Origin of the sequence: Klebsiella sp. 10-1 (assembly GCF_009758445.1) — a bacterium.
GTDB classification, from domain to species: Bacteria; Pseudomonadota; Gammaproteobacteria; order Enterobacterales; family Enterobacteriaceae; genus Klebsiella; species Klebsiella scottii.
In genome coordinates this window covers 63,337-85,801 of record NZ_WQRE01000008.1, presented here as the reverse complement: position 1 = coordinate 85,801, position 22,465 = coordinate 63,337, and the positions used below count along the sequence as shown (strand labels likewise).

General features: G+C 60.7%; 18 protein-coding genes. 9 read left to right on the top strand and 9 right to left on the bottom strand.

What is annotated here, in order from left to right; translation table 11 throughout:
* Positions 1-476: 476 nt before the first annotated feature.
* The 9 genes from iolD (at position 477) to GO007_RS23680 (ending at position 13,583) form a co-directional block, all read left to right on the top strand.
* On the top strand, positions 477-2,417 hold the full coding sequence (gene iolD, locus GO007_RS23720) for a 3D-(3,5/4)-trihydroxycyclohexane-1,2-dione acylhydrolase (decyclizing) (protein WP_095104255.1): 1,941 nt from the start codon (positions 477-479) through the stop codon (positions 2,415-2,417).
* Between the two features lie 48 nt (positions 2,418-2,465).
* Positions 2,466-3,479, top strand: a complete 1,014-nt coding sequence (gene iolG / locus GO007_RS23715; protein WP_095104253.1) for a bifunctional inositol 2-dehydrogenase/D-chiro-inositol 1-dehydrogenase — start codon at positions 2,466-2,468, stop codon at positions 3,477-3,479.
* 42 nt (positions 3,480-3,521) lie between these two features.
* Positions 3,522-4,406, top strand: coding sequence for a sugar phosphate isomerase/epimerase family protein (locus GO007_RS23710; protein ID WP_095104251.1), 885 nt, complete (start codon positions 3,522-3,524; stop codon positions 4,404-4,406).
* Positions 4,407-4,429: 23 nt separating this feature from the next.
* Positions 4,430-5,329 carry a myo-inosose-2 dehydratase gene (gene iolE, locus GO007_RS23705; protein WP_095104249.1) on the top strand — a complete coding sequence of 300 codons (900 nt, stop codon included), beginning with the start codon at positions 4,430-4,432 and terminating at the stop codon, positions 5,327-5,329.
* Between the two features lie 151 nt (positions 5,330-5,480).
* Positions 5,481-6,974: a sugar porter family MFS transporter gene (locus GO007_RS23700; RefSeq protein ID WP_095104247.1), complete on the top strand. Its 1,494-nt coding sequence runs from the start codon at positions 5,481-5,483 to the stop codon at positions 6,972-6,974.
* 350 nt (positions 6,975-7,324) lie between these two features.
* Positions 7,325-8,233, top strand: coding sequence for a dihydrodipicolinate synthase family protein (locus GO007_RS23695; protein WP_095104245.1), 909 nt, complete (start codon positions 7,325-7,327; stop codon positions 8,231-8,233).
* Positions 8,234-8,247: 14 nt separating this feature from the next.
* Positions 8,248-10,215: a YjhG/YagF family D-xylonate dehydratase gene (locus tag GO007_RS23690; RefSeq protein ID WP_095104243.1), complete on the top strand. Its 1,968-nt coding sequence runs from the start codon at positions 8,248-8,250 to the stop codon at positions 10,213-10,215.
* A 359-nt stretch (positions 10,216-10,574) separates the two neighbouring features.
* Positions 10,575-11,954 carry a glycoside-pentoside-hexuronide (GPH):cation symporter gene (locus tag GO007_RS23685; protein WP_095104241.1) on the top strand — a complete coding sequence of 460 codons (1,380 nt, stop codon included), beginning with the start codon at positions 10,575-10,577 and terminating at the stop codon, positions 11,952-11,954.
* Positions 11,955-11,966: 12 nt separating this feature from the next.
* Positions 11,967-13,583 carry a glycoside hydrolase family 43 protein gene (locus tag GO007_RS23680; RefSeq protein ID WP_095104239.1) on the top strand — a complete coding sequence of 539 codons (1,617 nt, stop codon included), beginning with the start codon at positions 11,967-11,969 and terminating at the stop codon, positions 13,581-13,583.
* Between the two features lie 12 nt (positions 13,584-13,595).
* Here GO007_RS23680 and GO007_RS23675 read toward each other — a convergent pair whose 3' ends face one another.
* The 9 genes from GO007_RS23675 to GO007_RS23635 all read right to left on the bottom strand — a co-directional run bounded on the left by GO007_RS23675 (position 13,596) and on the right by GO007_RS23635 (position 22,403).
* Positions 13,596-14,354, bottom strand: a complete 759-nt coding sequence (locus GO007_RS23675) for an IclR family transcriptional regulator (protein WP_095104237.1) — start codon at positions 14,352-14,354, stop codon at positions 13,596-13,598.
* 132 nt (positions 14,355-14,486) lie between these two features.
* Entirely contained in the window at positions 14,487-15,791 is a 1,305-nt protein-coding gene (locus GO007_RS23670; RefSeq protein ID WP_095104235.1) for an ABC transporter substrate-binding protein, read from the bottom strand.
* Entirely contained in the window at positions 15,784-16,857 is a 1,074-nt protein-coding gene (locus GO007_RS23665) for an ABC transporter ATP-binding protein (protein ID WP_095104233.1), read from the bottom strand. The genes GO007_RS23670 and GO007_RS23665 overlap by 8 nt, the downstream gene beginning before the upstream one ends.
* Before the next feature lie 5 nt (positions 16,858-16,862).
* A complete protein-coding gene (locus tag GO007_RS23660; RefSeq protein ID WP_095104231.1) occupies positions 16,863-17,687 on the bottom strand; it encodes a phosphodiesterase in 825 nt (274 codons plus the stop codon).
* Positions 17,688-17,697: 10 nt separating this feature from the next.
* Positions 17,698-18,585 carry a carbohydrate ABC transporter permease gene (locus GO007_RS23655; RefSeq protein ID WP_095104230.1) on the bottom strand — a complete coding sequence of 296 codons (888 nt, stop codon included), beginning with the start codon at positions 18,583-18,585 and terminating at the stop codon, positions 17,698-17,700.
* Positions 18,575-19,447, bottom strand: coding sequence for a carbohydrate ABC transporter permease (locus GO007_RS23650; RefSeq protein ID WP_095104229.1), 873 nt, complete (start codon positions 19,445-19,447; stop codon positions 18,575-18,577). The genes GO007_RS23655 and GO007_RS23650 overlap by 11 nt, the downstream gene beginning before the upstream one ends.
* 188 nt (positions 19,448-19,635) lie before the next feature.
* The gene (ahr, locus tag GO007_RS23645) at positions 19,636-20,655 is read right to left on the bottom strand and encodes an NADPH-dependent aldehyde reductase Ahr (protein ID WP_095104227.1); all 1,020 of its coding nucleotides are present in this window, start codon (positions 20,653-20,655) and stop codon (positions 19,636-19,638) included.
* A gap of 156 nt (positions 20,656-20,811) precedes the next feature.
* Entirely contained in the window at positions 20,812-21,390 is a 579-nt protein-coding gene (locus GO007_RS23640) for a class I SAM-dependent methyltransferase (protein WP_095104226.1), read from the bottom strand.
* Positions 21,390-22,403: an HNH endonuclease gene (locus GO007_RS23635; protein ID WP_095104225.1), complete on the bottom strand. Its 1,014-nt coding sequence runs from the start codon at positions 22,401-22,403 to the stop codon at positions 21,390-21,392. Before GO007_RS23635 ends, GO007_RS23640 begins: the two co-directional genes overlap by 1 nt.
* Positions 22,404-22,465 lie beyond the last annotated feature (62 nt).

The window sequence follows — 22,465 nt, the reverse complement described above, 5'->3', positions numbered from 1 at the left end:
GAGGTCTCCACAAACAGCCTGAGGGTGAACGATTCCCCTTAGTTTGAGAAATAAATATTTCATTTGCAAATTGGATCGAAATTAAAAAACCAAAAGTGTGAGGGATCTACCACTCTGCGGCGCCGGGCCCCATTATACAAAGGATCGCCAGCGCTGGCTGCTCCCGCGTGAAAAATGGCGAATGATAAACATCTTTATACCTGATTTTTAAAAGGATATTTGCATTTTGCATGGCGTAAGATGGGAGGCGGATTGCGCGCCGATGTCGATGAAACGGATGAAATGCGCTGAGAGTTTGATCCTTCTCGCAAAATGAAATATTTTTTCTGTATTTATTTTTAATGAAAAAAATGTTTGCCTATAATCCAACAGTATTCCAGTGGCCGTTAACGATTTCCCTCTACCTTTTCCGGTATTGCCGCAGGGGCTAAAGCGCTAACCCACACACAAATACTGAACAATAAGGATTGTGCAACATGGGCAAACTGAGACTGACAATGGCGCAGGCGCTGGTGAAGTTCCTTGATAACCAGTATCTGGAAGTCGATGGCGAAGAGCATAAATTCGTTAAAGGTATTTTTGCCATCTTCGGCCACGGCAACGTGCTGGGGCTGGGTCAGGCGCTGGAGCAGGACAGTGGCGAAATGCGGGTATTCCAGGGGCGTAATGAGCAGGGGATGGCGCACGCGGCGACCGGCTTTGCCAGGCAGTCTCTGCGCCGGCAGATCATCGCCTGCACCTCTTCCGTAGGGCCCGGCGCCGCCAACATGATTACCGCCGCGGCTACCGCGACCGCCAACCGTATTCCTCTCCTGCTGCTGCCCGGCGACGTGTTTGCTACCCGCCAGCCTGACCCCGTTCTGCAGCAGGTTGAACAGAGCTATGACCTGAGCATCAGCACCAACGACGCGTTTCGCGCGGTGAGCAAATACTGGGACCGTATTACGCGTCCGGAGCAGCTGATGAGCGCCTGCATTAACGCGATGCGCGTCCTGACCGACCCGGCAGAGACCGGCGCCGTCACCCTCTGTCTGCCGCAGGATGTTCAGGGCGAAGCCTGGGATTATCCGCCCGCTTTCTTTGCCCGACGCGTGCATCGGCTCGACCGTCGCCCGGCCAGCGCCGCGCAGCTGGCGGATGCGCTGGCGGCGATTAAGGCCAGCCGCAAGCCGCTGATTATCTGCGGCGGCGGGGTGAAATACGCCGGCGCTGGCGAGGCGCTCTCCCGCTTTGCCGAACGCTACGGCATCCCCTTTGCGGAAACGCAGGCCGGGAAAGGCTCGGTGGTCTCTTCCCATCCGCTGAACGTTGGCGGGGTGGGCGAAACCGGCTGCCTCGCGGCCAACCTGCTGGCGAAAGAAGCTGATTTAGTGATTGGCGTCGGTACCCGCTTCAGCGATTTCACCACCGCCTCAAAATGGCTTTTCCAGCACCCCGGCGTGCGCTTCCTCAACGTCAACGTTAGCAACTTTGACGCCTGGAAGCTCGACGGGATCCCGCTGCTGGCCGATGCCCGCGAAGCGCTTACCGCGCTGGACGGCGCGCTGGCAGGCGAGTCCTGGCAGGCGGCATGGGGAGCGCAGATCGACAGCGTTCAGAGCCGTCAGCTGAAAGAGACCCAGCGCGTCTATCAGGCGGTATGGCAGGAGGAGTCTTTCGTCCCGGAAATTGACGATCGTCTGGATCGCGATGCGGTGTACCGCGAATTCCGCCAGATCACGGATTCAACCTTAACGCAGTGCAGCGTGCTGGGCGTGCTGAATGAAACGCTGGCCTCCGACGCGGTGATCGTGGCGGCGGCGGGCAGCCTGCCCGGCGATCTGCAGCGCGTCTGGCGCAACCGGGCGATCAACACCTACCACGTTGAGTACGGCTACTCCTGCATGGGCTACGAGGTGAATGCCGCGCTGGGGGTGAAGCTGGCGCAGCCGCAGAGCGAGGTCTATTCGCTGGTGGGCGATGGCTCATTCATGATGCTGCACTCCGAGCTGGTCACCTCTTTACAGGAGCGCGCCAAGATCAACATCGTGCTGCTCGACAACATGGCCAACGGCTGTATTAACAACCTGCAGATCGAGCACGGTATGGACAGCTTCGGCACCGAGTTCCGCTACCGCTCGGCGGAGAGCGGGCGGCTGCAGGGCGGCCTGGTGCCGGTCGATTTCGCGACCATCGCCGCGGGCTACGGCTGCAAAACCTGGCGCGTCACCACCCTTGATGAACTGCGCCAGGCGCTGGACGCCGCGCGTCGCGAAACGGTCAGTACGCTGATTGATATTAAAGTGCTGCCAAAAACCATGGTGCATAAGTACGGCAGCTGGTGGAACGTCGGCGTGGCCCAGACGGCGCTCTCCGAACGGATCCGCAAAGTCGCAGAACAGATAAATGAAAAACGCGCCGAGGCGCGGGATTACTAAAACAGAACACCCACCCTGAACCCTACAGAACCGCGGGAGAACACAATTATGTCACTCAGATTAGGCGTTATCGGCGCTGGCGCCATTGGTAAAGAGCATATTCGTCGCTGCACGCAGGTATTACAGGGGGCCACGGTGGTGGCCGTTTCGGACATCAATGCCGACAACGCGCGGGCGGCGGTTGCGCTGCCTGGCGTTCACGCCGAAGTCTACGCCGACGGTCACGACGTGATTAACGCCAGCGACGTTGACGCTATCCTGGTGACGTCTTGGGACCCGACCCACGAAGAATATACCCTCGCGGCGATCGCCGCCGGCAAGCCGGTATTCTGCGAAAAGCCGCTGGCGATGAGCGCGGAAGGCTGCCGCCGCATTGTCGATGCCGAAATAAAAGCCGGCCGTCGGCTGGTGCAGGTCGGCTTTATGCGCCCGTACGATGAAGGCTATCTGGCGCTGAAAAAAGTGATTGATGACGGCGACATCGGCGCGCCGCTGATGCTGAAGTGCGCGCACCGTAACCAGAGCGTCGGCGAGAACTACACCACCGATATGGCGATCACCAACACCCTGATCCACGAGCTGGACGTGCTGCGCTGGCTGCTTAACGACGACTATCGTTCGGTGCAGGTTCGCTTCCCGCGCGCGACTTCCCACACCCACGCCCGGCTGAAAGACCCGCAGATCGTCTCGTTTGAAACCAAAAAAGGCACCCTGATCGACGTCGAGGTTTTCGTCAACTGCCAGTACGGCTACGACATCCAGTGTGAAGTCGTGGGTGAAACCGGGATTGCGCGCCTGCCGGAGCCGTCGGCGGTGCAGATGCGCAAAGCGGCCAATCTGTCGACCCCGATCCTGACCGACTGGAAAGATCGCTTTATCAAAGCCTACGACGTCGAGCTGCAGGCCTTTATCAACGACGTGCAGGCCGGCAGGCTGCAGGGCCCGTCGGCGTGGGATGGCTATGCGGCGTCCGTCGCGGCCGACGCCTGCCTGCAGGCGCAGGAAAGCGCTGAGCCGGTAGCGGTCGCGCTGCCGGAATGCCCGGCGTTCTACCAGCGCTAAGCGGGACTTCGTCTCCGGAACCTCTGCAAACAGGACTCGACGATGAAAATTGCCTTTGATGTGGATGTGATTAAAGACCTCGGGATTAGCGCGATGGTGCATCAGGTGGCGGAGTGGGGCTACCGCTATATTGAGCAGTCGCCGCACCCGCAGATTAACCCGTTTTATAAGCACCCGCGCGCCGGTCGCGAAGTGATTGCCGAGTACAAGCAGGCGCTGCGCGACACCGGCGTTGAGCTCTCTTCATTCATCTGCGTCTATCGCTGGTCGGGGCCGGATGAAGCGCGTCGTCAGGCGGCGGTAAAAAACTGGAAGCGGCTGATCGAAGTCGCGGTGGAGATGGGCGTCCAGGTGATCAACACCGAGTTCTCCGGCGATCCCAACCAGCCGGAAATCTGCGAAGAGATGTTCTATCGCTCGATGGAAGAGCTGCTGCCGATCTTTGAACGCGAAGGCATTCGCGTCGAGATCCAGGCGCATCCGTGGGACTTCTGCGAAGAGAACAATGAAACCGTCGATATCGTGAAGTCGTTCCGCAGCGAAAACGTGAAGTACGTGTACAGCGTGCCGCACACCTTCTTCTATGACAAAGGGAAAGGCGACGTGGAGAAGATGCTGCGCTACGCCGGCGGCGATCTCTCCCACGTACTGATTGCCGATACCCGCAACCATACCAGGCACTGCCGTTACATCGTCAACCCGCCGGGCGTTGATGCCGCCGTGCACCAGCACGTGGGCGTCGGCGAAGGGGACGTTGATTTCAACGCGCTGTTCCGCACGCTGCGCGAGATGAAATTTGCCGAACGGACGTTCAAAGTCGGCGGCGAGCCGATTGTGGCCGCCTCCCTGTTCGGCTACCCGGAAAAGATGAAGTACCAGGCAGTGGAAACCCGTGAACTCATCGAACGTGAATTGCTGCGTCGTTAAGACGCGGCGGCAGGAGCAACCTAATGAACAAAGATAATATCAAACTGGCCATCGCTCCGATCGGCTGGACTAACGACGATATGCCGGAGCTGGGCGGCGAAAATACCTTCCAGCAGATCGTCAGCGAAATGGCGCTGGCGGGCTTTAGCGGCAGCGAAGTCGGCAGTAAATACCCCCGCGATCCGGCGGTGCTGCAGCCGATGCTGGCGATCCGCGGCATCCAGATCTGTAACGCCTGGTTTAGCACCTTTTTTGCCGACGGGCAGCGCGAAAAAACCATTGATGAATTCGTTAACCATATGAATTTCCTCCATGCGATGGGGGCGAAGGTGATCGGCTGCTCCGAGCAGAGCGGCAGCATTCAGGGGCTGGACAAGCCGATTCTGGCCGACGCTAAGCCGTGCTTTAGCGAAGAGCAGTGGCAGCGGGTTGCCGAGGGCTACAACACCCTGGGCCGTCTGGCCGCTGAAAAAGGGATGCAGGTTTGCCTGCACCACCACATGGGCACCGGCGTTCAAACGACGGAAGAGATCGATAAATTTATGTCGCTGGTGGATGACGGCGTCTTCCTGCTGTACGACACCGGCCATGCCTGGTACTCCGAAGGCGGCGAAGAGCCGATGCTGGCGATCCTCAAAAAATATCTGCCGCGGATCAACCATGTGCACCTGAAGGACGTGCGCCCGGCGGTGATTGAGCAGGTGCGTCGCGACGGGCTTTCATTCCTCGACGGCGTGAAAAAGGGAACCTTTACCGTCCCTGGCGACGGCGCGATCGATTTCCGTCCGGTATTTAAGCTGCTGGATGATTTTGGCTACAAGGGCTGGATGGTGGTGGAAGCCGAGCAGGATCCGGCGCTGGCCAACCCCTTTGAATATGCGCTGAAAGCGCGGAAATATATTCGCGAAACGGCAGGAATCTAATCGTTGTTTCCCTTTCAGGCCATGCGGCAGCGTGGCCTGCTTTTTCCAGGCGCTACGCGCTAATCAGATACACACACGTCAGTGAGGCCATCGCCTCTGCATTCAGACCAGAGCGGATCTCCCCCTACAAGGCAGGTTACTGGAGTCTTTTATGTCAAAGGAACAATATCTCACCCTCAACAGGGCCTCGGGGCCGAATAGCGATGCCCCGACCACGCCGTTTGTGAAAATCGTCGCGCTGATAGCAACGCTCGGCGGTTTGCTGTTCGGTTACGATACCGGCGTTATTTCCGGCGCATTGCTGTTTATGGGCAATGAGCTGCATCTCACCCCGTTCACCACCGGCCTGGTGACCAGCTCATTGCTGTTTGGCGCCGCGTTCGGCGCGCTGCTTTCCGGCTATATGGCCAGCGCGGCGGGTAGAAAGAAAATCATCCTCTGGCTGGCGGTTATCTTCGCCGTCGGCGCCATCGGTACCGCGCTGGCGCCCGACGTTAACTGGATGATTTTCTTTCGCCTGGTGCTCGGCGTGGCGGTAGGCGGCGCGGCGGCAACCGTTCCGGTCTATATCGCCGAAATGGCGCCGGCGAATAAGCGCGGGCAGCTGGTCACGCTGCAGGAGCTGATGATTGTCTCGGGCCAGCTGCTGGCCTATATCTCGAACGCCGGGTTCCACGCCGTGTGGGGCGGGGAGAGTACCTGGCGCTGGATGCTGGCGGTCGCCACGCTGCCCGCCGTGCTGCTGTGGTTTGGCATGATGTTTATGCCCGATTCACCGCGCTGGTACGCGATGAAAGGGCGCCTGGCGGAAGCGCGCCGGGTTCTGGAGCGCACCCGCCGCAAAGAGGACGTCGAATGGGAGCTGATGGAGATCAGCGAAACCCTCGACGAGCAGCGCAGTCTCGGCAAGCCGCGGTTCCGCGAAATTATGACTCCGTGGCTGTTCAAACTGTTTATGATTGGCATCGGTATTGCCGTTATTCAGCAGCTTACCGGCGTAAACACCATTATGTACTACGCGCCAACGGTGCTGACGTCGGTGGGGATGAGCGATAACGCCGCGCTGTTTGCCACCATCGCCAACGGGGTGGTGTCGGTATTGATGACCTTTGTCGGCATCTGGATGCTGGGTAAAATTGGCCGCCGGACGATGACCATGATCGGCCAGTTTGGCTGTACCGCCTGCCTGGTGTTTATCGGCGCGGTGAGCTATTTGCTGCCGGAAACCGTCAACGGCCAGCCGGACGCGCTGCGTGCCTATATGGTGCTGGCGGGAATGCTGCTGTTCCTGAGCTTCCAGCAGGGCGCGCTGTCGCCGGTGACCTGGCTGCTGCTGTCGGAGATTTTCCCCACCCGCCTGCGCGGGATCTTTATGGGCGGGGCGGTGTTCTCAATGTGGATAGCCAACTTCCTGATTTCGCTCTTCTTCCCGATCCTCCTGTCGTGGATTGGCCTCTCCGGGACGTTCTTTATCTTTGCCGGAATCGGCGTATTTGGCGCGCTGTTCGTCATAAAATGCGTGCCGGAAACCCGCAACCGCAGCCTCGAGCAGATTGAGCACTATCTGCAGGACCGGCTTGATACCAGCGAAGAGCGCAAGGCCGCTCGTAAGGTGTGGGCCGAATCCCAGGCGGATAAGGCCTAAGTCAGCGTTACCTCGGAAAATCCCCGCAGGCGCCGCGCCGCCTTGCGGGGATGTGGGCCCGGCTCCCTGCTGCCTGGACTGGCGCTGTGCAACGCTTCCGGGGATTTCCCCTGCTGGCGCTGCGCCCGGCGGGAATCCGGGCTGGCACCGTCCTGGTATTCTCCCCGCTTCCGCTGCGCTTACCGGGGCTATGAATCAGCGCCGTTGCAGCATTTTGTGATCCAGCCTGAAAAACGGGCACCTGCGCCCGCAACCCCATTTACCTTGCCTTTCCTCGCAGCATAGTATGATCGTTAAATAAACGAACACTGTTCTATAATGTAGAACAAATGCATCAGCAAGGGGATCTCATGCAGCAGACCGTGCAGTTCTCAGGGATTATTCCGCCTGTTTCTACCATCTTTACCGCCGACGGCCAGCTTGATAAGCAGGGCTTCGCGGCGCTTATCGACGATACGATCGCCGCGGGCGTTGACGGCCTGTTCTTTCTCGGCAGCGGCGGGGAGTTCTCGCAGCTCAACGCCGAAGAGCGTAAGGCGATCGCGGCATTCGCTATCGGCCACGTCGATCGGCGGGTGCCGGTTCTGATTGGCACCGGCGGCACCAATGCGCGTGAGACCATTGAGCTCAGCCAGCATGCCCAGGCGGCGGGAGCTGACGGCATTGTGGTGATTAACCCTTACTACTGGAAAGTGTCGGAACAGAACCTGATTCGTTACTACCAGCAGGTGGCGGACTGCGTCACGCTGCCGGTGATCCTGTATAACTTCCCGGCGCTCAGCGGCCAGGACCTGACGCCAGCGCTGGTCAAAACGCTGGCGGATTCACGCAGCAATATCGTCGGCATCAAGGACACCATCGATTCCGTTGCCCACCTGCGCAGCATGATCCTGATCGTAAAATCGGCGCACCCGAACTTCTCGGTGCTCTGCGGCTACGACGATCACCTGTTCAATACGCTGCTGCTGGGCGGCGACGGGGCGATCTCGGCCAGCGTTAACTTTGCGCCGCAGCTGTCGGTGAAGCTGCTGCAGGCCTTCCGCGACGGCGACCTGGCGCAGGCGGCGCACTATCATCAGACGCTGCTGCAAATTCCGCAGATCTACCAGCTCGATACGCCGTTCGTGAACGTGATTAAAGAGGCGACGGTCCTGTGCGGCCGGCCGCTGTCCACGCACGTGCTGCCGCCGGCCTCGCCGCTGGATGACGCGGGTAAGGCGCAGCTCAAAGCGCTGCTGCAACGGCTCAAGCTCTGCTGAAACGGAAAAAAACGATGACCATCGACAAGATTTTCACCCCGCAGGACGATGCATTCTATGCGGTCACCACCCATGCCGCAGGCCCTCAGGGCGCGCTGCCGCTGACGCCGCAAATGCTGATGGAGTCGCCGAGCGGCAACCTGTTCGGCATGACGCAAAACGCCGGTATGGGCTGGGACGCCAATAAGCTGACGGGAAAAGAGGTACTGATCGTCGGCACCCAGGGCGGGATTCGCGCGGGCGACGGCCGACCGATCGCGCTGGGCTACCATACCGGGCACTGGGAGATTGGCCTGCAGATGCAGGCGGCGGCAAAAGAGATCACCCGCAGCGGCGGCATTCCCTTCGCCGCCTTCGTCAGCGATCCGTGCGACGGACGCTCCCAGGGCACCCACGGGATGTTCGACTCCCTGCCGTATCGCAACGACGCGGCGATCGTGTTTCGCCGCCTGATCCGCTCTCTGCCTACCCGACGCGCGGTGATCGGCGTCGCCACCTGCGACAAGGGGCTGCCCGCGACCATGATCGCGCTGGCGGCGATGCATAATCTGCCGACGATCCTCGTGCCCGGCGGAGCGACGCTGCCGCCAACCTTTGGCGAAGATGCCGGAAAGGTGCAGACCATCGGCGCACGCTACGCCAACCACGAGCTGTCGCTGCAGGAAGCGGCGGAATTAGGCTGCCGGGCCTGCGCGTCGCCGGGCGGCGGCTGCCAGTTTTTAGGCACCGCCGGCACCTCGCAGGTGGTGGCGGAGGCGCTGGGAATGGCGTTGCCGCACTCGGCGCTGGCCCCGTCCGGGCAGGACGTATGGCTGGAGATCTCCCGCCAGTCGGCGCGGGCGGTGAGCGAGCTGGATAATCGCGGCATTACCACCCGCGAGATCCTGACCGATAAGGCCATCGAAAATGCGATGGTGCTCCACGCCGCGTTTGGCGGCTCAACCAATCTGCTGCTGCATATCCCGGCCGTTGCCCACGCGGCGGGCTGCACCATTCCCGACGTCGAGCACTGGACGCGCATCAACCGTAAGGTCCCGCGGCTGGTCAGCGTGCTGCCCAACGGCCCGGACTATCATCCGACGGTGCGCGCGTTCCTCGCCGGCGGCGTGCCGGAGGTGATGCTGCATCTGCGCGATCTCGGCCTGCTGCACCTGGATGCCATGACGGTCACGGGCCAGACGGTCGGGGAAAACCTCGACTGGTGGCAGGCCTCGGAGCGTCGGCAGAAGTTCCGCCAGTGCCTGCTGGAGCAGGACGGCGTCGATCCGGATGACGTGATCCTGCCGCCGAAGCGCGCTAAAGCGAAAGGGCTCACCTCGACGGTGGCCTTCCCGGTGGGCAACATCGCGCCGGAAGGGTCGGTGATCAAAGCCACCGCCATTGACCCGTCGGTGGTGGACGACGACGGCGTGTACCGCCACACCGGCCGGGCGCGGGTATTTGTCTCGGAGGCGCGGGCGATCGGGGCCATTAAAAACGGCGAGATTGAGCGGGGCGATATTATGGTGGTGATCGGCGGCGGGCCGTCCGGTACCGGCATGGAGGAGACCTACCAGCTCACCTCGGCGCTGAAGCACGTTTCGTGGGGAAAAACGGTTTCGCTGATCACCGATGCCCGCTTCTCCGGTGTCTCTACCGGCGCCTGTTTTGGCCACGTGGCGCCCGAGGCGCTGGCGGGCGGGCCCATCGGCAGGCTGCGCGATAACGACATTATCGAGATCGTGGTCGACCGTCTTGCCCTGACCGGCAGCGTGAACTTTATCGGCACGGCGGAGGCGCGCCTGACGGTGGAGGAGGGCGCCGCGGAGCTGGCGGCGAGAGCGCCGCATCCGGATTTGCACGCCCATGATTTTTTACCGGACGATACGCGCCTCTGGGCCGCGCTGCAGTCGGTGAGCGGCGGCACCTGGAAAGGCTGTATTTATGATACCGATAAAATTATTGAGGTTATTAACGCCGGTAAAAAAGCCCTCGGTTTATAAATAAATAAGCGTTAATTTTAGCCTGCGGAAAATATTCCGCGGGCGAATTTTCGTTTCCTTAAAAAGACTATTTTTTGAGAATTTTATTATTCAATAAGCTATTAAAAATAAAAGCTAAAAATATTTTTTTCAGTTTCATCTTTATACCGACCGTAATCACAAAAACAAAAAAACATAATTCATAAATTAAAAATGGTCATTGTTGTAAAAACGATCGCCTAATTACACTCTGTTAACACGAAAACGTGAATTAGGCACACGCATCACGGGTGTTTTCCTGACGACGCAGCGGGTATTTTTTTGCCCTCTTCAGGCCCCTGACGTTTGCATCATTCCACTCTCTGGGGTTGGGGATAAATATGCAATTGACCATGAAAGATAAAATTGGCTACGGGCTGGGTGACACCGCCTGCGGCTTTGTCTGGCAGGCGACGATGTTCCTGTTGGCCTATTTCTATACCGACGTCTTTGGGCTCTCCGCCGGCGTAATGGGAACGCTGTTTTTAGTTTCACGCGTGCTGGATGCCGTTACCGATCCGCTGATGGGGCTGCTGGTGGATCGCACCCGCACCCGCCACGGTCAGTTCCGCCCGTTCCTGCTGTGGGGAGCGATCCCGTTTGGCCTTGTCTGCATGCTGACCTTCTACACGCCGGACTTCTCCGCGCAGGGTAAAATCATCTATGCCAGCATCACCTATATCCTGCTGACGCTGGTGTACACCTTCGTCAACGTGCCCTACTGCGCGATGCCGGGGGTGATCACCGCCGATCCGAAAGAGCGCCACACGCTGCAGTCGTGGCGCTTTTTCCTCGCCGCCGCCGGATCGCTGGCGATCAGCGGTATCGCGCTGCCGCTGGTGGGGATCATCGGCAAGGGCAACGAGCAGGTGGGCTACTTTGGCGCGATGTGCGTGCTGGGGCTGACCGGCGTGGCGCTGCTGTACGTCTGCTTCTTTACTACCAAAGAGCGCTACACCTTCGAAGTGCAGCCGGGCGCCTCGGTGATGAAAGATCTTCGGCTGCTGTTCGGCAATAGCCAGTGGCGGATCATGTGCGCCTTCAAAATGATGGCGACCTGTTCCAACGTGGTGCGCGGCGGGGCGACGCTCTACTTCGTCAAATACGTGATGGATCACCCGGAGATGGCGATGCAGTTTCTGCTGTACGGCAGCATTGCCACCATGTTCGGCTCGCTGGCCTCGTCGCGCCTGCTGGGGCGCTTCGATCGGGTGAAGGCCTTCAAAGGAATTATCGTTATCTATTCGCTGTTAAGCCTGCTGCTGTTCTTTATCCCTGCCGAACAGATTGGGCTGATTTTCGCGCTCAACATCGTTTTCCTGTTCATCTTTAACACCACCACGCCGCTGCAGTGGCTGATGGCCTCCGACGTGGTGGATTATGAAGAGAGCCGCAGCGGCCGCCGCCTCGACGGGCTGGTGTTCTCCACCTATCTGTTCAGCCTGAAGATCGGCCTGGCGATCGGCGGCGCGGTGGTGGGCTGGGTTCTCGCCTTTGTGAACTACTCCGCCAGCAGCAGCGTGCAGCCGCTTGAGGTGCTCACCACCATTAAAATCCTGTTCTGCGTGGTGCCGGTGATGCTCTACGTCGGCATGTTCATCATGCTTTCACTCTACAAGCTGAGCGATGAGCGCGTTGAGGCCATCAGCCAGCAGTTACGTAAGCATCGCGCGGCGCAGAATGAAGACGTTCCCGCCGCAGCGGCCGCAGCATCCAATTAAGAGGGAGGCAATATGTACACGATTACTAACCCGATTTTGACCGGTTTCAACCCCGACCCGTCGCTGTGCCGGCAGGGCGAGGATTACTACATCGCGACCTCCACCTTTGAGTGGTTTCCGGGCGTGCGTATTTACCACTCGCGGGATTTGAAAAACTGGTCGCTGGTCAGCACGCCGCTGGATCGCGTGTCGATGCTGGATATGAAAGGCAATCCTGACTCTGGCGGCATCTGGGCGCCGTGTCTGAGCTACGCCGACGGCCTGTTCTGGCTGCTGTATACCGATGTGAAAATCGTCGACTCGCCGTGGAAAAACGGCCGCAACTATCTGGTGACCGCCCCCTCCGTCGAAGGCCCGTGGAGCGAGCCGATTGCGATGGGCAACGGCGGGTTTGACCCGTCGCTGTTTCACGATAGCGACGGCCGAAAATACTACATCTACCGCCCGTGGGGGCCGCGCCACCACAGCGATCCGCACTGTACCATCGTCCTGCAGGAGTATTTCCCGCAGACCCGGACCCTGTCGCCGCAGCGTAAAACCCTGTTTACCGGCACCGGGCTGCGCTATACCGAAGGGGCGCACCTGTACCGCAAAGAGGGCTGGTACTACCTGCTGGTGGCGGAGGGCGGCACCAGCTACGAGCACGCGGTGGTGGTGCTGCGGGCGAAAAATATCGACGGGCCCTATGAGCTGTCTCCTGAGGTGACGCTGATGAGCAGCTGGCATCTGCCGGAGAATCCGCTGCAGAAAAGCGGCCACGGTTCGCTGCTGGAGACGCATACCGGCGAATGGTATATGGCGTATCTCACCGGCCGCCCGCAGCGCCTGCCCGGCGTACCGCTGCTGGCATCCGGCGGGCGCGGCTACTGCTCGCTGGGGCGTGAAACCGGCATTACGCCCGTCGCCTGGCGCGACGGCTGGCCGGTCATCGAAGGCGGTAAACACGCGGCGCTGACGGTGCCGGGGCCGCAGATGACGGAAAGCCAGGCGCCGGCAGAGTCGGCGTGGTGCGATGAGTTCGACGGCGCGACTCTCGACCCGGAGCTGCAAACCCTGCGTATTCCCTTTGACCAGACGCTCGGCTCCCTCAGCGCCCGGCCGGGCTATCTGCGCCTGTACGGCAACGATTCGCTTAACTCCACCTTTACCCAGTCCACCGTGGCGCGGCGCTGGCAGCACTTTGCCTTCCGCGCCGAAACGCGGATGGAGTTTGCGCCGGAGAACTTCCAGCAGAGCGCGGGGTTAACCTGCTATTACAACACCAAAAACTGGAGCTACTGTTTTGTCGATTTCGAGGAGGGGCGGGGCAGGACGCTGAAGGTGCTGCAGCTCGACCACAACGTCCCGTCCTGGCCGCTGCACGACCAGCCGATCCCGGTGCCGGATGAGGCGCAGAGCGTGTGGCTGCGGGTGGACGTTGACCATCTGGTGTACCGCTATAGCTATTCGTTTGACGGCGAGAACTGGCACCGGGTGCCGATCGACTACGCGGCGTGGAAACTGTCGGACGACTATATCGGCGGCCGCGGGTTCTTTACCGGGGCGTTCGTCGGCCTGCACTGCGAGGATATCAGCGGCGACGGCTGCTACGCTGATTTTGACTACTTCCGCTACCTGCCCTGCCGGTAGCGGACCAGGCCATCAGGCCGGGTAGCCCAGCGCTTTTGACAGCTGGCGCCCGGCCTCTTCCAGCTGCAGCCGGTAGCGGACAAGCTCGTCATCGTCCACCCGTGAGGTGAGCGTGGAGAGGCTTAGCGCGGCAATCACCCGCGATTCATGATTCCACACCGGTACCGCCACGCAGCGTACGCCCTGTTCGTTCTCTTCGCTATCCAGGGCGTAGCCCTGGGCGCGGGTTTGCGCCAATATCTCCAGCAGCGCCTCGCGGGAGGTGATAGTCGCGGGCGTGAAGGGCGTGTACTGATAGCCTTCGAGCAGGGTATTCAGCTCCGCGTCGCCCAGCCAGGCAATCAGCACCTTGCCGATGGCGGTGGCGTGCACCGGCAGGCGGCGGCCAATACGCGAGTAGGCGATGGCGGCAAGCCGGCCTTCGATCTTCTCGATATAGACGCCTTCATGGCCGTCGAGAATACCGAGATGAGTGGTTTGCCCGGTATTTCGGGATAGCTCCGTCAGCCAGCTTTTCGCCTTCTGGCGGATATCCATTGAGCCCACCACAAAGTGGCCGCGCTCCACCAGCTTCATGCCGAGGCGGTATTTGCCGTTTTCCGGGTTCTGATCGATATAGCCGTGCAGCTGCAGAGTTTTGAGCAGCGAATGGAGCGTGCTTTTGCTCAGGCCCATTTGCTTGCTGATGTCGGTGATTTTGAGCTCCTTCGCCTGGTCGTTAAACAGATCGAGGATCGTCAAAGCACGTTCAACAGACTGAATAATAGGCATAATGTACGACCATTCACGCGGGGAGAGGGTGAAAAAGTACCCTTTTTAGGCTGAAAAATCAAACGGCTGGGGTGAAAACTCCTCGTCGCCCCGCTCAGCGCGGTGCGGCCGTCGGGGCGACGAGGTGGGGGCTTACTTTATCTCCGCGAGAGCGGTTTTATCTACGTACGGCTTCATCAGGGCATCGGCCTCTTTCTGTGCGGCCTGGGCCGCCGCTTCCGGGGTGACCTTCGCATCGTTGACTACCGCCGCCAGCTGGTTTTCCATCGCCTTACGTACGGCGACGGTTTCCCAGGTGGAGTACCACGGATGGGCGTATTTCAGCTGCTCCAGGGCGATGGCCGCTCGCGGGTCCTGCTGCAGATAGGCCTTCATTTCCGGCGTATCGTAGGCGGCTTTGCGCGGTGAGAAGTAGCCGGTAAAGCGGCTCCACTCGCCGTTGACCTGCGGGCTGACGAGCCAGGTCAGGAACTGATACGCCGCCTTTTTCTGCTCGTCGGAAATGCCTTTAAAGCTCACCAGGCTGGCGCCGCCGATCGGCACCGCGCGCTGCTCTTTGGCCGGCAGCATCGCCACGCCGAGCTCGAAGTCTTTGCTGTTTTCGCGCATAAAGCCCAGCGCGCCGGTGCTCAGCATCGCCATCCCGACCTTGCCGGAGAAGAACGACGCGCTGATCTGCTTCGAGTTGAGCACGCCGGAGGGCATCACCTTGTCCTGATACACCAGGTTCTGCCAGAAGCGCAGGGCGCCGATGGTGGTCGGGGCGTTGTAATAGACTTCGCCAGGATAGTCTTCGTTAAAGTATTTCCCACCGTTGGCGCGCACCAGCGCCGAGAAGATCCAGCCGCCGTAGTCGTCGTTGGTGGACGGCAGCATAATGCCCCACTGGCCTTTGCTCTCGTCGGTCAGCTTTTTGGCATCCGCCAGCAGCTCGGCCCAGGTCTGCGGCGGCTGCTTGATCCCGGCCTGCTCGAACAGGGTTTTGTTGTAGTAGAGGATCGGCGTCGAGTTATGGAACGGAATGGCGTAAGTGGTGCCCATCACCTGGGCGTTTTTGTGCATCGCCGGCCAGAACTCGTTGACCAGGAAATCCCCGGCCTTCTGGTCGCCGTATTTGAACAGCTCGTCCATCGGCAGGATCTCATCCTTGAGCGCCAGGTCGGTGGTGAAGTTGGCGGACATAATCACCAGCGCCGGCGGCTGCCCGGCCTTCTGCGCCGACTCGGCTTTGATCTTGGTGGTGTCGTAGTTGCCGGTAAAGATCCCGCGCACTTCCACGTCCTGCTGCGAGTCGTTAAAGGCCTTGATGACGCGGGTCATCTCCATGGTCAGCTTGCCGTCTACCGGCGCCGGGAACATGAAATCGATCTTCTCTTTCGCCAGCGCCGCGCCGCTCAGCGCGAGCGAAAGCCCGACGGCTGTCAGAGTTTTAAGCATGGTCAATCTCCTGGAGTAAATTATGCTGTTTCTCAGCATGAAAAAGATGAATATCCCCGGGCGCGAAACCGAGGATCAGCGAATCGCCTTTCTCCGGCACCGCGCCGCGATGGCGGCGGCTAAAGCGCAGGGTGCCGATGGGGGTGCTGACGTGGAGCAGGTAGTCGGCCCCCATCAGTTCTCGTTGCAGCACGGTGGCACAGAGGCGCAGATGGCCCTCTTCCACGCGATCGCTGATATGTTCCGGGCGGATGCCCAGCCAGACGCGGGACTCATCGCGATAGCGCGGCGGCAGCGGATGACGCAGCTCGCCGAGCCTTACCTCGCCGTCGGCGCAGGGCAGCGACAGCAGGTTCATCGCCGGGGAACCGATAAACCCGGCGACGAACAGGTTGGCCGGGTGGGTGTAGAGGTGCTCCGGGCGCCCGACCTGCTGCACGTGGCCGGCGTTCATCACCACGATGCGGTCGGCCATCGACATCGCCTCGGTCTGGTCGTGGGTGACGTAGATGGTGCTGGTTTTCAGCTGCTGGTGGAGATCCATAATGCTGTCGCGCACCTCGCTGCGCAGGCGCGCGTCGAGGTTGGAGAGCGGCTCATCCATCAGGAACAGCCGCGGATTGCGTACGATGGCGCGGGCCATCGCCACCCGCTGGCGCTGGCCGCCGGAGAGCTTCGCCGGTTTGCGATCCAGCAAGGCGTCCAGCTGCAGCATCTGCGCGACTTTATCCACCCGCGGCTGCCAGCTGGCCTTCTCCTCTTTGCGCACCTTCATGCCGAAGGTGATGTTGTCGCGCACCGACAGATGGGGGAACAGGGCGTAGTTCTGGAAGATCATCGCGAAATTACGCTCGCGCGGCGACATATCGGTGATGTTCTGTTCATGCAGCCAGATTTCACCGTCGCTGACCCGATCGAGCCCGGCCAGCAGGCGCAGTAGGGTGCTTTTACCGCAGCCGGAGGGGCCGACCAGCACCACGAACTCGCCTTCGTGAATATCCAGCGACAGGGCGCTGAGGGCCGGCTTGCCGTCGAAGCGTTTACTGATATTTTGCAAACTAAGCATGGCGATTAGCGCTCTTGCGTCGGACAGCTGATGTTTTCGTCATACAGCCACGGCCCGGCATAGTGTGCCAGCGAGTGCTGGTAGCTCACCCACTGCTCGCCTACCTGGCGATGCATCAGGCAGGAGGCCGGCGACATATCGTAGTACGGGCGGGTATCTTCGTGGAAATAGGGCACCTGATGCACGGTTCCCGGCACGGTGGAGATAATCGCCTGGCGGTGCTGGGTCAGGGTCAGGCTGTGGTTGTGGCCGCAGAAAATGCGCGTCAGCGACGGGAAGCGCTCCACCAGCGCCAGCAGGCGATAGCCGTTTTCACAGGCGATGGGGTCCATCTGGGCGTTGCCCAGCGGCAGCGGCGGGTGATGCATAAATACCGTCGCAGGCTTATCGCCGCCGTCGAACAGCTGCGCTTCCAGCCATTTAATGGTCTCGTCCGTCAGCCAGCCGCTGGAGGTGCCGGCGCGGCTGGAGTCGATAAACAGCAGGCGGGTGGCAAAATCGTCCACCGCGTAGTGCATGTTCTGCGGATCGCTGCCGAGCTGCGGGCACAGCGGATGCAGGTATTCCAGAAACAGCTCTTTATCGTCGTGGTTGCCGGGGATCAGATACAGCGGGTAGTTCAGGCCGCTGAGGATCTGGCGGGCCGCCTCGTACTCCTCCGGGCGGCCGCAGTTGACGATATCGCCGCTGACCACCACCGCGTCCGGACGCTCCGGCAGGGCGTTGAGCTGGGAAACCACGTCGGCGTTGGCGGCATTAACGTCGATAAAGCCGTACAGCTTCTGGCCGTGGCTGCGGAAGTGGGTATCGGAAATTTGCGCTAACAGCATCAATAACTCCTTATTTGATCCCGGAGAAGCCGAAGCTTCGCAGGAACTGTTTCTGGAAAAGAATGAACGCCAGCATCAGCGGCAGGCAGACCATCAGCGTCCCGGCGCCGATGGTGCCCCACTGGCCGCCGGATTCGGCGCCCATGGCGAAGGAGACCAGCCCCACGGTCAGCACTTGCTTATCGGGATCGTTGAGCATCATCAGCGGCCACAGGTATTCGTTCCAGTGGTAGGTAATGCTGACGGTGGCGAAGGCCAGCACCGACGGCCAGGACATCGGCAGCAGCACGCGGAACAGCACCTGCCACCAGCGGCAGCCCTCCATCAGCGCGGCTTCCTCCAGCTCTTTGGGGATGGCGAGGAACGCCTGGCGCATCAGGAACACGCCGAAGGCCGAGGTGAAGTAGGGCATCATCACCCCGGTCAGGGTATTGAGCAGGCCGAAGGTTTTGAGGGTCAGCATGTTCGGCACCATCATCACCACCGGCATGATCATCAGCTGCACCAGGAACAGCAGGAACAGGGTCTGCTTGCCGCGGAACTCGTGGCAGGCGAAGACGTAGCCGGCGGTGGTGATGGTCAGCAGCTGCACGCAGAAGGTGCCGAAGGTGAAGATAATGGTGTTGGCGTAGAGGCTCGGCCAGTCGGCGCTGGCCCAGGCGTCGCGGAAGTTATCGAGGGTCAGCGGCAGCCTGGGCAGCAGCGAGGCCATATCTTCGCCGAAGGTGGTGGCGCTGAACGAGGTCGCCAGCATCCAGATAAACGGGCTCACCCACAGCAGCGCCAGGCAGCACATCAGCACGCTGAGGGTAAAGGGCTGCGAACGACGCAGGCGCAGCCACAGCGGACGCGATGCGCCCGACGAGCGCACGGCCAGCGGCGAAATTTCAGCGCTCATGGTGGGCTCCTTTCTCCAGCAGTTTGAGGTTAAGCAGCGAGAAGGCGAACAGCCCGGCCAGCGTCAGGAAGGTGGCGGCGGAGGCTTTGCCGAGGTCGTGGGTATCCCACGCCAGGTTCTGGATGTAGTAGAGCAGCACGGTGGTGGCGTTGTCCGGCCCGCCGCGGGTCATCACCGCCACGTGGTCAATTTGAGTGATGGAGTAGATCAGCGCCGTGGTGATGACGAAGCTCAGGGTCGGGCGCAGCAGCGGCAGGGTGACCTTAAAGAACACCTGGCTGCGGGTGGCGCCTTCCATAATCGCCGCTTCGCGGGTCGAGGCCGGGATACTCTGCAGGCCGGCGAGGAAAAACAGCATGTAGTAGCCGGCAAACTTCCACACCCCAATCAGCGCCAGCGCCAGCAGGGCGGTATTGCTGCGCCCCAGCCAGTTGTTGTTCATCGGGCCGACGATCTTCGCCAGATAGTGGTCGAGCAGGCCGAGGCCGGGCATAAAGATAAACAGCCACAGCGCGGCGGCGCTGACCATCGGGATAATCATCGGGAAGAAGAAGGCGGTGCGCAGCCAGCGGTTGACGCGATGGTTTTCGCTCAGCGCGACGGCCAGCAGCAGGGCGAGGGTCACGCCCGGTACCACCGTCAGCAGGATATAGAGCAGGTTATTGACCAGCGACTGCCAGAAGACGCCGTCGGCGAACAGGCGGGTGAAGTTATCGAGGCCGACGAACTGCGCGCCGTCGCTGACCATCCGGGTATCGAACAGGCTGTCGTAGACCGAGCGCCCCAGCGGGAACCAGGTAAACAGCAGCAAAAACAGCAGCGAAGGTGACAGTATCAGCCAGGGGAGCCAGCTTTTTCTCATAACGGCGACGTCTCAATCAGGCATTGTCGAAGCACGGATTGTGAGAAGCTTTGACTGCAAAAGTATGGCGGGAAGATGACTATTTAATGACCGGAGGCGCAGCTGCCGGGCGGACGGGCCGCCCGGCGGATATATTGAATCATTGGCGCTCAGGCCGCGCGCATGCGGCCTGAGCGCGGCGGAGATCGTCAGAAGTCGGCTTTCAGCACCACCCGATAGCGCGCCTTGCCTTCGCGCACGTGCTTGAGCGCCTCGTTGATTTGCGACATCGGGAACAGCTCGGTGGTCGGCGCCACTTTGCTGCGCCCGGCGAACTTCATCAGCTTGCGCAGCTCGGACGGGTTGCCGGTCGCCGAACCGGAGATGCTGCGGTCGCCGCCAATCAGGGTGAAGGCGGGAATCGGGAACGGCTTCATCACCGCGCCGACGGTGTGGAAGTTGCCGCCCCAGGAGAGAGCTTCGAAGTACGGCTGCCATTCGAGATCCACCGCCACGGTGTTGATGATCAGGTCGAACTGGCCGGCCAGCGCTTTTAAGGCTTCAGGATCGCGGCTGTTGACCACGCGATCGGCGCCCATCGCCAGCACTTCCTGCTCTTTCGCCGGGTTGGAGCTGAAGGCGGTGACTTCCGCGCCCATCGCGCGCAGCAGCTTGATGGCGATGTGGCCGAGGCCGCCGATGCCGATGACGCCGACGCGGCTGGTGGCGGTGACGCGATGCATCAGCAGCGGTTTAAAGACGGTGATGCCGCCGCAGAGCATCGGGCCGGCGGATGCGATATCGATGCTTTCCGGCAGGGGGATCACCCACTGCCAGTCGGCGCGCAGCTTATCGGCAAAGCCGCCGCGGTTGATGATGGTCGGCACCGAGCCTTCCAGACAGTTGATCTGGTTGCCGCTGATACAGGCGTCGCAGTGCCCGCAGCTGCGCGCCGTCCAGCCGATGCCGACCTTCTGACCAACCTTCAGCCCTTTCTCCTGCGCCGCGCTGCCCAGCGCCGCTACGCGACCAATGATTTCATGGCCGGCAACCAGCGGGTAGCTCGACATGCCCCATTCGTTGTCGATCATCGACAGGTCCGAGTGGCAGATGCCGCAGTACTCCACCTGGACCTCAACATCTTCCGGCCGGAGTTCGCCGGCGTCGTATTCCCATAGCGACAGATCGGCGCCCGCTTCTTTGGCGGCGTAGCTTTTAATTATGCTCATGACGGTTTCCTTGGTTTTGGCATAGATAAGAAGGAAGTGTAGAGCATTGGGGGTGGCGACGCTTGGCAGAAGGAGGTGTGGGGAGGGGCGTGGGTGGGGCGAGAAACGAAGAGCGGCCAGAGTTCCCCTCGGCGGCGAGGGGAACGGAGCGTAGGCTCAGGCCTTCAGCAGCAGCGCATTCAGCCAGGTTTCGCTGCGGTCCGGGCGCTTATCCAGGGTTTGCCACATCCGCGTGATGTCGATATCCGCCAGAGCGGCGACCAGCGTCTTGAGGCCCGCTTCATCGAGGTCGGTAAAGCGTCGTCCCTCCTTTTCGCGCTCGCCGGCACCGTATTTAAACGAGACGTACCAGACGCCGCCGGGTTTGAGCGCCGTCGCCAGCCGCTGCATCACGCCGGGAAGCTCATCTTCAGGAACGTGCAGCAGCGATGCGCAGCACCAGATCCCATCGTAGCGTGCGGTTTCGCTGATGTCGGTAAAGCTGCGCTGGCGGACCGGCAGCCCGCTGTAGCGCGCCGCCCGCGCCACCATCTCCGAGGAGGCGTCAAAGGCTTCGACCCGATAGCCCATCTCGGCGAAAGCTTTCGCATCGCGCCCGGAACCGCAGCCGGCATCGAGGATCAGCTCCGGCGGAGTTAGCGCCTCAACGAAGGGGGCGTACAGGGAGGACATATCGACAGCGACGGTGGCGGTAAAAAAGCTGTCGGCGTTGTGTTGGTAATAGTTGATGGTCATCAGAAGATATCCGGCCCGGCGGCCTGGGGCTCCCATTCATGAAGCAGGGTAATACGCGCGGTATTCCAGGCGTTGTTTAAAAAATCATGCCTGCGCGCCGGCGTGCTACCGGTCTGACGGATGAGCGTTTCGCGCAGCGGCAGGTGGCTGGTAATAAAATATTCGTTCCTGTCGCGCAACCGGTAGAGTAATTTTTGCGACGGCACCCGCATAAACTTGCCCCGCTCGCCGCGGTTGCAGCCCCGGCAGGCGAGGACCAGATTCCAGACGCCGTTGATATTGCCCACCTCATGACGGGCGCTCCACGGGATAAAGTGGTCGACGTCGGCCAGGTTCTCGTCGCCGCGATCGAGGCTAACCGGCGCGTAGCAGTAAAAGCATCGTCCTTTTTGGTAACCGTTGAGGCTGTCGCGACAGCTGGAGATAGCTACCCGACGGGCGTTGCTGGCGCTGAACAGCTGCTGTTCGGCCGCATCATACTCGATGGCGATCAGGCTGCGGGAGACGTTCATCGCCCACGCCTGCTCGACCAGTCGCCAGCGGGCCTCGGTTTCATGGATCAGGTTCGGGTACTGCTGGCGCTCCGTCAACTGGTAAAAGCTGTCGGTCAGGCGGATGCCCTTGTGCGTTTTGCGCTCGTCGATAAAAAAGCGCTTATCGATTTCACCCTGATTGACGTTATGAAACTTATCCAGCACCACGCTAAAGCCGAGCTTCACCGTGGCGGCGGTGAGCCGATCCTGGCTTATCTCCCGGCGGTTAAAGCTGTCGCAGGTATTAAGGAATTGGCTTCTGGCAGAGGTGATCTGCTTCGGCGCCTGCTGCAGATGGCGGCACAGATGCTGGCTGAAGGGCAGCGCCAGGTCTTCGAGCAGGATCAGGTCGCTGCCGTCGCGGCGGACGTCGTACAGGGCGTGGGCCAGCGCGAACTTATAGGAGGCGACGTTCTTGCCAAACAGAATAATGCCGCGCCAGTAGTTCTCCAGCGTGGGTTCGATCTGATAGAAACGCATAGCGGGCACCCTGTTATTGGGAAAGTATCGGCGTTATTACGCGAACCAATAACAGGATCTGA